Origin of the sequence: Kitasatospora sp. NPDC057015, assembly GCF_042673745.1 — a bacterium.
Lineage (GTDB): Bacteria > Actinomycetota > Actinomycetes > Streptomycetales > Streptomycetaceae > Kitasatospora.
Map to the genome: position 1 here is coordinate 22,697 of NZ_JBHUSG010000005.1, position 11,631 is coordinate 34,327.

The 11,631-nt window shown below is 73.7% G+C and carries 10 protein-coding genes; 4 read left to right on the plus strand and 6 right to left on the minus strand.

Annotated features, from left to right (window positions below):
- The first annotated feature begins 6 nt into the window (after positions 1–6).
- From ACFTWP_RS06395 to ACFTWP_RS06405, 3 genes are read left to right on the plus strand one after another with little or no spacing between them, the layout of a single operon-like run.
- Positions 7–774 (plus strand): class II aldolase/adducin family protein, encoded by a 768-nt coding sequence (locus ACFTWP_RS06395; RefSeq protein WP_380263119.1) that lies wholly within the window; start codon positions 7–9, stop codon positions 772–774.
- A gap of 19 nt (positions 775–793) precedes the next feature.
- On the plus strand, positions 794–1,756 hold the full coding sequence (gene speB / locus ACFTWP_RS06400) for an agmatinase (RefSeq protein WP_380263120.1): 963 nt from the start codon (positions 794–796) through the stop codon (positions 1,754–1,756).
- Positions 1,753–3,420 carry a thiamine pyrophosphate-binding protein gene (locus ACFTWP_RS06405; RefSeq protein ID WP_380263121.1) on the plus strand — a complete coding sequence of 556 codons (1,668 nt, stop codon included), beginning with the start codon at positions 1,753–1,755 and terminating at the stop codon, positions 3,418–3,420. The genes speB and ACFTWP_RS06405 overlap by 4 nt, the downstream gene beginning before the upstream one ends.
- A gap of 15 nt (positions 3,421–3,435) precedes the next feature.
- Here ACFTWP_RS06405 and ACFTWP_RS06410 read toward each other — a convergent pair whose 3' ends face one another.
- The 6 genes from ACFTWP_RS06410 to ACFTWP_RS06435 form a co-directional block, all read right to left on the minus strand.
- Complete coding sequence (locus ACFTWP_RS06410; RefSeq protein ID WP_380263122.1) at positions 3,436–4,422, minus strand: phosphatase PAP2 family protein; 987 nt, start codon at positions 4,420–4,422, stop codon at positions 3,436–3,438.
- A 69-nt stretch (positions 4,423–4,491) separates the two neighbouring features.
- Positions 4,492–5,571, minus strand: a complete 1,080-nt coding sequence (locus tag ACFTWP_RS06415) for a M24 family metallopeptidase (RefSeq protein ID WP_380263331.1) — start codon at positions 5,569–5,571, stop codon at positions 4,492–4,494.
- 65 nt (positions 5,572–5,636) lie between these two features.
- A complete protein-coding gene (locus tag ACFTWP_RS06420) occupies positions 5,637–6,989 on the minus strand; it encodes a dipeptidase (RefSeq protein ID WP_380263123.1) in 1,353 nt (450 codons plus the stop codon).
- Between the two features lie 128 nt (positions 6,990–7,117).
- Positions 7,118–7,624, minus strand: coding sequence for a hypothetical protein (locus ACFTWP_RS06425; protein WP_380263124.1), 507 nt, complete (start codon positions 7,622–7,624; stop codon positions 7,118–7,120).
- Positions 7,621–9,114 carry an APC family permease gene (locus ACFTWP_RS06430; RefSeq protein WP_380263125.1) on the minus strand — a complete coding sequence of 498 codons (1,494 nt, stop codon included), beginning with the start codon at positions 9,112–9,114 and terminating at the stop codon, positions 7,621–7,623. The genes ACFTWP_RS06425 and ACFTWP_RS06430 overlap by 4 nt, the downstream gene beginning before the upstream one ends.
- 248 nt (positions 9,115–9,362) lie before the next feature.
- A complete protein-coding gene (locus tag ACFTWP_RS06435) occupies positions 9,363–10,784 on the minus strand; it encodes an MFS transporter (protein WP_380263126.1) in 1,422 nt (473 codons plus the stop codon).
- A 133-nt stretch (positions 10,785–10,917) separates the two neighbouring features.
- Between ACFTWP_RS06435 and ACFTWP_RS06440 the strand changes: the two genes are divergently transcribed.
- Positions 10,918–11,553: an ArsR/SmtB family transcription factor gene (locus ACFTWP_RS06440; RefSeq protein WP_380263127.1), complete on the plus strand. Its 636-nt coding sequence runs from the start codon at positions 10,918–10,920 to the stop codon at positions 11,551–11,553.
- Positions 11,554–11,631: the final 78 nt, after the last annotated feature.

The window sequence follows — 11,631 nt, forward strand, 5'->3', positions numbered from 1 at the left end:
ACCCCGATGACCGAGAGGGCCCCGATGACCACCGAGGAGCTCCGGCTGCGCCGTGAACTCGCCGCCGTCTACCGCCTGGTCGCGCACTTCCGGATGACGGACCTGATCTTCACCCACATCTCGGCCCGGCTGCCCGGCCCCGAGCAGCACTTCCTGATCAACCCGTACGGGCTGCTGTTCGAGGAGATCACCGCCTCGAACCTGGTGAAGATCGACCTGGACGGCAACGCGGTCGAGGAGGGCCCGCACCCCGTCAACCCGGCCGGCTTCGTGATCCACAGCGCCGTCCACGCCGCCCGCGAGGACGCGCACTGCGTCCTGCACACCCACACCCGGGCCGGCTGCGCCGTCGCTGCCCAGCAGGGCGGGCTGTTGCCGCTGAACCAGATGTCGATGGAGTTCCACAACCGGCTCGGCCACCACGACTACGAGGGCGTCGCGCTCAACCTCGACGAGCGCCGGCGCCTGGTCGAGGACCTCGGCGGTCACCCCGCGATGCTCCTGCGCAACCACGGACTGCTCACCGTCGGGCAGACCCCCGGCCAGGCCTTCCTGCGGATGTACTACCTGGAGCAGGCCTGCCAGATCCAGACCACCGCCCAGGCCGCCGGCGCCCCGCTGATCCTGCCGCCCGAGGACGTCTGCGAACTCGCCGCCCGCCAGCTCACCGGCGAGGAGCACGGCGGCGACCTCCAGGACGACCAGGCGTACGAGCTCGCCTGGGCCGCGCTGCTGCGACTGGCCGCCCGGATCGCCCCCGACCACACCGACTGACCCACCCCGAGGAAACCCCATGAGCAACCCCGCCCCCCGCGGCCCCGTCGACTCCTCCCGCGTCCCCCGCTACGCCGGCCCCGCCACCTTCGCCCGGCTGCCCCGGCTGGACGAGGTGGGCCGCACCGACATCGCCGTCGTCGGCGTCCCCTTCGACACCGGCGTCTCCTACCGCCCCGGCGCCCGCTTCGGCGGCAACGCGATCCGGGAGGCCAGCCGGCTGCTGCGCCCCTACAACCCGGCCCAGGACGCCTCGCCGTTCGCGCTCGCCCAGGTCGCCGACGCCGGCGACATCGCGGCCAACCCGTTCGACATCCACGAGGCGGTGGAGACCGTGGAGGCCGCCGCCGACGAGCTGCTCGCGACCGGCGCCCGCCTGATGACCCTCGGCGGCGACCACACCATCGCGCTGCCGCTGCTGCGCGCGGTCGCCCGGCGGCACGGCCCCGTCGCACTGCTGCACTTCGACGCCCACCTGGACACCTGGGACACCTACTTCGGCGCCGAGTACACCCACGGCACGCCCTTCCGGCGCGCCGTCGAGGAGGGCCTGCTCGACACCGAGGCGCTCTCCCACGTCGGCACCCGCGGCCCGCTCTACGGCAAGCAGGACCTCACCGACGACGAGAAGCTCGGCTTCGGCATCGTCACCTCCGCCGACGTGATGCGCCGCGGCGTCGACGAGGTCGCCCAGCAGCTGCGCGAGCGGATCGGCGACCGGCCGCTGTACGTCTCCATCGACATCGACGTGCTCGACCCCGCCCACGCCCCCGGCACCGGCACCCCCGAGGCCGGCGGCCTCACCTCCCGCGAGCTGCTGGAGATCCTCCGCGGCCTGGCCGGCTGCCGGCTGGTCTCCGCCGACCTGGTCGAGGTCGCCCCCGCGTACGACCACGCGGAGATCACCGCCGTCGCCGCCTCGCACACCGCCTACGAGCTGACCACCCTGATGGCCCGCCAGATCGCCGGAGAACGCGCATGAACCACGTCCGCAACGGCGGTGACCTGGTGGTCGAGTCGCTGACCACGCTCGGCGCCGAGTGCGTCTTCGGCCTCCCCGGCCAGCACGCGCTGGGCCTGTTCGACGCGCTCCGCCGCTCCCCGCTGCGCTACGTCGGCCTGCGGGTGGAGAACAACGCCGGCTTCGCCGCCGACGGCTACGCCAGGACGGCCGGTACGGTCGCCCCGCTGCTACTCTCCACCGGCCCCGGCGCGCTGACCTCGCTCGCCGCCCTCCAGGAGGCCGCCGCCGCCTCCGTCCCGGTGCTGGCCGTCTCCAGCCAGATCCCCTCGGCCGGCCTCGGCGGGCACCGGCGCGGCTACCTGCACGAACTCCGGGACCAGCAGGCCAGCTTCCGCGACGTGGTGAAGTCCGTGCACACCGCGCGCACCGCCTCGCAGATCCCCTCCGCGCTGGCCGCCGCCTGGGAGTCCGCGCTCACCGCGCCGTACGGGCCGGTCTGGGTGGAGATCCCGCAGGACGTGCTGCTCGCCCCCACCACCGTGCCCCGGGTGACCGGGCTGCGCGCCGAGCCGCGCGCGCTGGTGCCCCGGCCGGAGCTGATCGCGGAGGCGGCGGTGCTGCTGGCCGAGGCCGAGCGCCCGGTGATCCTGGCCGGCGGCGGCGTGGTGCGCTCCGGCGCGACCGCCGAGCTGCTGCGCCTGGCCGAGCTGCTGCGCGCCCCGGTGGCGTCGACCTTCGGCGCGAAGGGCGCCTTCCCCTGGGAGCATCCGCTGTCGCTGCGGTCCTGGCTGGAGGACCGGCACACCACCGACCTGCTGGAGGACGCGGACGTCCTGCTGGTGGTCGGCTCCGGCCTCGGCGAGCTCTCCAGCAACTACCACACGCTGGCGCCGCGCGGCCGGGTGATCCAGATCGAGGCGGACCTCGGCAAGCTGGAGTCCAACCACCCGGCCTTCGGCATCCACGCCGACGCCCGCCGGGCGCTGGCGGCCCTCGCCGACTCGGTGCCCGCGAACGCCCCGGACGGCCGGGCCGAGGCCGCCGCCGCCGACCTGCTGAAGAAGGTCCGGGCCCGGATCGACGAGCAGGGGCTCGACCTGGAGCAGGACCTGCTGGCGGCCGTCCGGCGCGCCCTGCCGGACGACTCGCCGGTCTTCTTCGACATGACGATCCTCGGCTACTGGGCCTGGTCGGCCTTCGACGCCCGCCGGCCGAACGCCATGCACTCCGCCCAGGGCGCCGGCGGCCTCGGCTACGGGTTCCCGGCGGCGCTCGGCGCGGCCGCCGCCACCGGGGGCCCGGTGCTCGCGGTCTCCGGCGACGGCGGCGCGATGTACTCGGTGGCCGAGCTCGCCACCGCCCGCCAGCTCGGCCTGGACGTCACCTGGCTGATCGTCGACGACGGCGGGTACGGCATCCTGCGCGAGTACATGGCGGAGGCCTTCGGCGAGGCGACGGCCACCGAGCTGGCCCGCCCGGACTTCGTCCGGCTGGCCGAGTCCTTCGGCGTGCCGGCCGTCCGCAGCACGCCCGAGAACCTGGAGCGCGACCTCGCGGCGGCGCTGGCGGCCCCGGGCCCGAGCGTCGTGGTGCTGCCGGCGCTGCTGCGGATGTTCGCCCCGACCCACCTGGACCCGACCCACCTGGACCCGACCCAGCCGGCCGGGGAACGTGCCGCGTGAGCGTCCGCGCGGGCCTCAGGCCCGCGCGGGCACCCCGGCGCGCAGCCGCCGCTTCGCCCGCCGGGCCTTCAGGAAGCGGTCGAGGCCGTACCAGAGCCCGGCGGCGTAGGCCCAGCCCACCAGGATGTCGATGATGAAGTGCTCGGCGCCGTAGACCAGGATGAACGCCATGGCCAGCGGATAGGCCACCAGCAGCACCCGGACCGGCCGGTTCGCGGTCCGCCAGAAGAACACCGCGAGCAGCATCGGGTAGGCCGCGTGCAGCGAGGGCATCGCCGCCACGTCGTTGGCGAACTGGCTGCCGTTCTCGAAGATCGACCCGGCCCGGGGCATCCCGCTGGAGCTCAGCAGGTCCTGCACGACCCGGGTGGCGGCCGGCATGTGGCCCTCCAGCGAGGTCAGCCACGGCGGGTCCGCCGGGTACAGGATGTACGTGGCGAAGCCGACGTAGGTGAGCAGGACGTACGCCGCCAGCAGGTGCCGGAAGCGGCCGTAGTCGCGCCGCCAGAGCACCGCGAGGGTCACGAAGATCACGAAGAAGTGCGACATGTAGACGGTGACGCCGGCGTAGTCGTACCAGCGCGGCCGGCCCGGGTGGTACAGCCAGCCCTGCAGCCGCACCGTCCAGGTCTCCCCGCCGCCGAGGAAGGTGTCGATGCTCAGCTGCGGTTCGAAGCGCACCGGCCACGGGGTGTGCGCCCCGTAACCGCGCAGCAGCGAGTAGACCCAGACGACCGCCATCACCGGCACCCAGTCGCGCAGCACCAGCAGGGAGCCGCGCAGGCCGCGCCCGCTGTGCACGGAGGCCGCGAGCAGGGCGCCGATGAGGCAGCAGAACACCACGTCGTTGGAGTAGGGGAGCCCGTTCTCGTCCACGTACCAGGCCAGCACCCCGAAGTAGACCGGCCACGCCAGCAGGCAGAGCCTGGAGGCGCCGCGCCGGGCGCGTAGCGCCCTGTCGGTCTTCTTGTCGGGCGGCGCGGGGCGGAGCAAGTCGGTCATACAGGGTGAAGTTAGCAACGCTTCCTTGGAGAATTCTTGGGATCGCCGGTCATGTCACCCAGCTAGCGGTCAGCTGACGCACTGAAGTTCGTGCGGGGTGTTGTTGAACCGCCGGCCGGCCCGGTCGGTGACGGTGACGATGTCCTCGATCCGCACGCCGAAGCGCCCGGGCAGGTAGATCCCCGGTTCGATGGAGAAGCACATGCCCGGCACCAGCCGCTGCCGTTCGCCCTCGACCATGTACGGCGGCTCGTGCGTGGTGATGCCGATGCCGTGGCCGGTGCGGTGGATGAAGTACTCGCCGTAGCCGGCGTCGGTGATCACCCGGCGGGCGACCCGGTCGATCTCCTGGCACTCCACACCGGGCCGGACGGCCTCGAAGGCCAGCTGCTGGGCCCGGCGCACCACCTCGTGCACCTCCCGGACCACGTCGGGCACCTCGGTGCCGACGTGCACCGTGCGGGTGGTGTCGGAGCCGTAGCCGTCCTTGAGCCCGCCGAAGTCGAGCACCACCGTGTCACCCGTACGGATGACCCGGTCGCCGGCCTCGTGGTGCGGGTTCGCGCCGTTGGGGCCGGAGCCGACCACGGTGAAGTCGACCTGGCTGTGCCCGTACTGGATGAGCAGCGCGCTGAGGTCGGCGGCGACGTCGCACTCCCGGCGCCCGGCGAACTCCACCTCCAGGATCCGCCGGTACGCGGCGTCGGCGGCGCCCCCGGCGGCGGCCAGGCGCGCCAGCTCGTCGGTGTCCTTGACGGCGCGCAGCATCGGCAGGGCCGAGGTCAGCGCGGTCCAGCCGCTGCGCGGCAGGGCGGACTGCAGGCCCAGCAGGTGCATCGCCCAGGCGGAGTCCGAGACGCCGTACCGCCCCTCCGTCGCCAGCAGCGGCGCGGCGGTCGCGTACGGGTCGTCGCCGTCGGCCCAGTCGAACAGGCGCAGCCCCGGTGCACCGGGGGCCTGCTCGGCGTCCGGGCGCTCCAGCCGGGGCACCACCAGGGCCGGCTCGCGCCCGGCGGTGAGGACGAGGGCGGTGAGCCGCTCGGTGATCGCGGTCGGCTGGTAGCCGCACAGGTAGACCAGGTCGGGCCCGGGGGCGATGACCAGCCCCGCGAGCCCGGCGGCGGTCGCGTCGGCGGTGGCGCGGGTCATCCGGGCCCGGTAGTCCTCGTCGGTGAACGGCCGGGGTACCTGCGTCCCGCCGTCCAGCGGGCCCGTCACGACCGGGCCGCCTTCGCGTAGTTCTGCAGGAACAGGGCCTCGACGTGGGCCATGTGCCGGATCTCCTCCGGGTCGACGCTCTCGTTGGGCGCGTGGATCAGGCAGCGCGGCTCCTCGACGCCCATCAGGATGATCTCGGCGGAGGGGAAGGTCCGGGCCAGGACGTTGCACAGCGGGATCGAGCCGCCCTGCCCGAGGAAGGACATCGGCTTGCCGTAGACCTCCCGCATCGCGGTGTCGAGCGCGCCGTAGGCGGGCCCGCCGGTGGCGGCCTCGAAGGGGGATCCGGTGCTCTCGGTCTCGACCTCGACCTGGACGCCCCACGGCGCGGCGGCCCGCAGGTGGGCGCTCAGGGCGTCGCGGGCCGCCCCGGGCTCGGTGCCCGGCGGCACCCGCAGGCTGACCCGGGCCCGGGCGGCGCCGGGGACGGCGGCGGCCGAGCCGACCACCGGCGGGCAGTCGATGCCCAGCACGGTCACCGCGGGCCGGGCCCACAGCCGGTCGGCCACGCTGCCGGTGCCGGTCAGCGCGACGCCGTCCAGCACCCCGGCGTCGGTGCGGAACTGCGCCTCGTCGTAGCCCACGCCGGCCCAGGTGCCCTCGCAGTCCAGGCCGTCGATCCGGGTGCCGCCGGCCTCGTCGCGCAGCGAGTCGAGGATCCGGACCAGCGCGGCCAGCGCGTCGGGCGCCGGTCCGCCGAACATCCCGGAGTGCACGTCCCCCTTCAGCGCCCGGACGGAGACCACCACGTTGGCCAGGCCGCGCAGCGTGGTGGTGGCGGTCGGCACGCCGACGGCGGCGTTGCCGGTGTCGCAGACCAGCAGCGCGTCCGCGTGCAGCTCCCCGGCGTGCGGCGGGACGTACTGCTCCAGCCCGCCGGTGCCCTGCTCCTCCGAGCCCTCGGCGACCAGCTTCAGCCCCACCGGGATGTCCTCGCCGAGCGCCCGCAGCGCGGTGAGGTGCATGACGATGTTGCCCTTGCAGTCCGCCGTCCCGCGCCCGTACCAGCGGCCGTCCCGCTCGGTCAGTTCGAAGGGCGGGGAGGTCCAGGCCTCGTCGTCGAGCGGCGGCTGCACGTCGTAGTGGCAGTAGAGCAGTACGGTCGGCGCGCCGGGCGGCGGCGGGCGGTGCCCGATCACCGCGTGACTGCCGTCGGGCGTCTCCTCCAGGTGGACGTCGTGCAGGCCCGCCTCGGTGAAGGCCGCGGCGACCCACTCGGCGGCCTCGCGGCACCGCTCCGGCGGGTACTGTCGGGGGTCGGCCACGGACGGTATCGCCACCAGCGCCGCCAGGTCGCTCTTCGCCCGCGGCATCAGTTCCTCGATGCGCCCTGCCAGTGCGTCGGTCATGCGTACTCCTCTGGTCTGGTCCGGTCTGGTCCGGTCGGTCCGGGGGCGTGCGGGGGGTGGGTGCCCGAGGGGGTGAGGCGACCCGGGCGGCGCGGGTCGGGCGCGGGACGTGCCGTGCGGGGGCCGGCTCAGTCCCGGACGGTGTCGCGGAGGTCGAAGTCGTCGATCTTGTCCTGGATGTCCGCCAGCTTGTCCGGGCAGTAGACCGAGAGCACGATGGCCTCGCCCTGCACCACCTGGCGGTCCGACAGCACCGGGCGCTGGCCCGGGCCGGCCGCGCCGTTGGACATCCCGTACTTCCACTGGGCCTGGACCAGCGCGTTCGCCGGGTCCGAGCAGACGGCTCCGCCGTCGCTGCCCAGGGTGCGGACGATCTGGTCCTGCGAGGGCACCGGGTAGCCGGCCGCCTGCAGGGCGTCGGACAGCTGGGAGGCCTTGCGGTAGGCCTCGTTGGTGGCGTGGACCTGGGTGAACGACAGCAGGCCGATCACCAGCATGGCCACCAGCACCACGATCGAACCGATGTAGATCCACCGGTGCTGCGAGGCCATCAGCCCGCCGCGGGTGCGCTCCTCCGGCTCGCCGGCCGGCTCCGGAGCGCCCGGTCCGGGCCCGGCGCCCAGGCTGCTGCTCATGCGGGGGCTCCCTCGGTGCCGGTCTCCTCGGGCATGCGCCAGCTGGGCTTGCGCAGCCGCAGGAAGAGATAGGGGATGATCACGCCGAGCAGCAGCAGGCCGCCGCCGACGATGGCGATGTAGACCCAGACGCTGCCGTTGCCGAACTGCGAGGACGGGACGAAGCCGATCACCATCGCCGCGGCGGAGGACAGGAACCCGACCACACAGGTCAGGACCAGCGCCGGAGCCCGGTAGCCGCGCGGGTGGTCCGGCTGGGTGCGGCGCAGCCGGATCGCGGCGACGAACATCAGCAGGTAGACGATCAGGTACACCTGCGTGGTGATCACTGAGAAGATCCAGTAGGCGCTGGAGACGTTCGGCAGCAGCGCGTAGGCCAGCGCGATGATCGTGGTGACCACCCCCTGGGTGACCAGGATGTTCTGCTGGATGCCGTGCTTGTTCAGCCGCTGCAGGAACGGCGGCAGGTAGCCCTCCTGGCGGGAGATCAGCAGCAGGCCCTTGGACGGGCCGGCGAGCCAGGTGAGCATGCCGCCGAGCGAGGCGGTGACCAGGGCGACCGCGATCACCGGCGTCAGCCAGCCGATGCCGAAGTACTGGAAGAAGGAGTCGAAGGCCTGCATCACGCCGGCCGTCAGGCTCAGCTGGCTGGACGGCACCACCCAGCTGATCGCCAGCGCGGGCAGGATGAAGATCAGCAGCACCAGCCCGGACGCCGTGAACATCGAGCGGGGGAACTCCCGCGCGGGGTTGCGCAGCGAGGAGACGTGCACCGCGTTCATCTCCATGCCGGAGTAGCTCAGGAAGTTGTTGACGATCAGGACGAGGCTGGCCAGGCCGGTCCACTGGGGGAGGAGGTTGCTCGCGGTCATCGGCGCCGCCGAGGGGTTGCCCTGGCCGAGGAAGACCATGCCGAGCACCACCAGCAACGTGCCCGGGACGAGCGTGCCGATCACCAGCCCCCACGAGGAGAGGCCGGCCACGGCGCCGGTGCCGCGGGACGAGACCCACACCCCGGACCAGTACAGCACCATGATCACGATCGCGGTGTACGGGCCGTTGCTCGCCAGGCTCGGATTGATGACGTACGCGATGGTGGACGCCACGTACGCCAGCAGGCTCGGGTAGTAGAAGATCGTCATCGCGAACTGGCACCACACGGCCAGGAAGCCGAGCGGCTTGGACAGGCCCTCGGAGACCCAGCGGTACACCCCGCCGTTCCAGCCCGAGGCCAGCTCCGCCGAGACCAGCGCGGTCGGCAGCAGGAACACGATCGCCGGGACGACGTACAGGAAGACGGCCGCGAGCCCGTACACCGCCATGGTCGGGGCGGCCCGCAGGCTGGCCACCGAACTCGTGGTCATCAGGGCCAGCGTCACCCAGGACATCTTCGGCGCGTTGGCGATCACCTTGGCCGTCGCCGAGCCGGTGCGCCGTGTCGTCGCCGGGGTGCCGCCCCGGTCGTCCGCCGGCACGTCCATGGAACTCATCAGGCCTCCTGCCCCGCGGCCCGTTCGGACCGCACGAGGCCCAGTTCACCCGGATGCGCGCCGGCCCGCACCCGGCGCGCACCCGCACGGGTGATCGACTGTCAGGCGGGGCGGGTGGCCGTGGCGGCGGGGCGACCGCTCGGCGACGGCCCGGTGTCCGTCCGGTGTCCGGTCCGGTGCCTGCCCGGCGTCCGGTCCGGTGCCCGCCCGTGTCCCGTCCGGGGTCAGGTCCGGTGTGCGCCCGGGGGTCAGGCGGGCCAGTCGGCGCGGCGCAGGGTCCGGTCGAAGGTCGCCGGCAGCAGGCCGAGGGCGAGCAGGGCCGCCAAGGCGACCAGCGCGGTCGCCGGTGAGACCTGGTCGAGCAGGACGCCGCTGCCGAACAGCCCGGCCGGCATGCCGACGGTGAACAGGGTCATGGTCGCGGCGATCACCCGCCCACGGAGCTCCTCGGCGACCTGCTGGAACACCAGGATGTCGATCATCACCCGCAGGGCCGGCACACCCAGGCCCATCAGGAAGAGCGCGCCGAACACCGTGACCGCGCCGCCCGGCAGCAGCGGCAGGAGGAACAGCGGGACGACGCACCAGGCCACGGCCAGCAGCAGGGAGCCCGGGCCGGTCAGCCGGTGCAGACGGGAGACCAGCAGCGCGCCGACGATCGCGCCCACCGCCTCGCCGGCCAGCGCCACGCCGATGCCGCCGCTGGAGGCGCCCCGCTCGCGGAGCAGGACGATGACCGGCAGCACCACCGCCGAGCCGACCAGGTTGATGCCGAACACGACGGCCAGGGTGGCGCGCAGCGTCCGGTCCGCCAGCAGGTACCGGAACCCCGCGAGGGCACCGCCGCGCTCGGTCTCGCCGCCGGCTGCCGGGTCGGCTTCGCGGGCCGGTGCGGCAGGTCGGGTCTGGTCGGTGCCGGTGCCGGTGCCGGTGTCGGTGCTGGTGCTCGGGTCGGCACCGGCACCGGCGCCGCCGCGGGCTGCGGCACCGGCGGGGAACCGCACCAGGCAGGCGGTCGCGAGGGAGAGCAGGGAGGCCAGCGCCGCGCCGAGGAACGGCACCGCCCGTCCCGCCCCCAGCAGCAGCCCGGCCAGCGGCGGTCCGGCCAGACCCGCTCCGCTCATCCGCGCCTCGTCCTGCGCGAGGGCCTGGCGCAGCTGCTCCGGCGGCACCACCGAACGGACGGCGAGCAGCCGCACCGGCCCGCTGTACGCGAGGGTCGCCCCGATCACCACCGCGGACAGCAGCGCGTGGGCGACGGTGAACAGGTCCAGCGCCATCGCGAGCGGCACGCTCAGGGCGGCCGACAGGCGGACGGAGTCCGCCACGATCAGCACCCGTCGCCGGTCGCACCGGTCGGCGACCGCACCGCCGTGCACGCCGAACAGCACCGAGGCGGCGATCTGGAGTGCCCCGAAGGCGCCGGCCAGGGTGGACGACCCGGTCATCGCGAGCAGCAGCAGCGGGTACGCGGTGTCCGACACCTGGAGCCCGAGCGTGGAGCTCGCCGCCCCGCCCCACAGCAGCTGGAAGCGGAGGTTGCGGTGGAGCGGCACCGGCGGGCGCACCGCCGGCTCCATCCGTACCGCCTCCGGTCCCCGTCCGTCCTGGGCGGATACCCGCCCGTCCTGGGCGGACTCCCGGGTCGTCGAAGCCGAGATTCCCGTCATGGTCGTTCCCCCACCTATTGCGCTTGCGGAACCATTCACGTTGAAGTGAATGATTGCGCTCTGGTGATTGATTGCGCAAGGGTGGACGGGCTGCGAAAGTTGCCTCGTGGTCGACAGAGTCAAAGAACGCCAGGTGGAAGACGTCGCGACGCTGAAAGCGCTCGCCGACCCGATCCGGCTGGGCATCATCGGCGCCCTGATGTCAGCGGGCGAGGACGCGCCCCAGACGGTCAAGGAGCTCTCCGCCGCGCTCAAGGAACCGCAGACCAAGCTCTACCGGCACATCAAGCAGCTGGAGAAGGCCGGGCTGATCACCGTCGCCGGCACCCGCCTGGTGTCCGGCATCGTCGAGAGCCGGTACGTGGCAGCGCAGGAGTCGCTCAGGCTGTCCCACGAGCTCTTCTCGGCCGACTCCGGCACCCGCACCGAGGCGCTGGACGCGGTGCTCGCCGCGGTCGACCTGGTCCGTGACGAGTTCCGTGCCCAAGTCCTCGACGGCAGGCTCGACTTCAGCGCGCCCGGGGACGGCACGGACGGCCCGCCCTCGCTCTTCGCGCACTTCGCCGTGCGGCTGGCACCGGACCGACTGGTGCGCCTGCGGGCGGAGTTGCACGCGATCTTCGACGAACTCGCCACCGAGGAGCGGAGCACCGACCCCGACGCCGTCGACGTCACCGCCTTCACCCTGCTCTACGGCGTGCCGGTCGGCGGCGGCGCGGTGGCCGGCGAACCCCCCACCGCCGGCGGCGCGTTGGAGTCCTCGCCCTAGGGCCTGTCGGCGGTGGTCCCAGGCCGGCTCCGGGGCCGTTCCCGACGTCCCGGCGCCGGCCCCGGGAGCGGGCGGGGT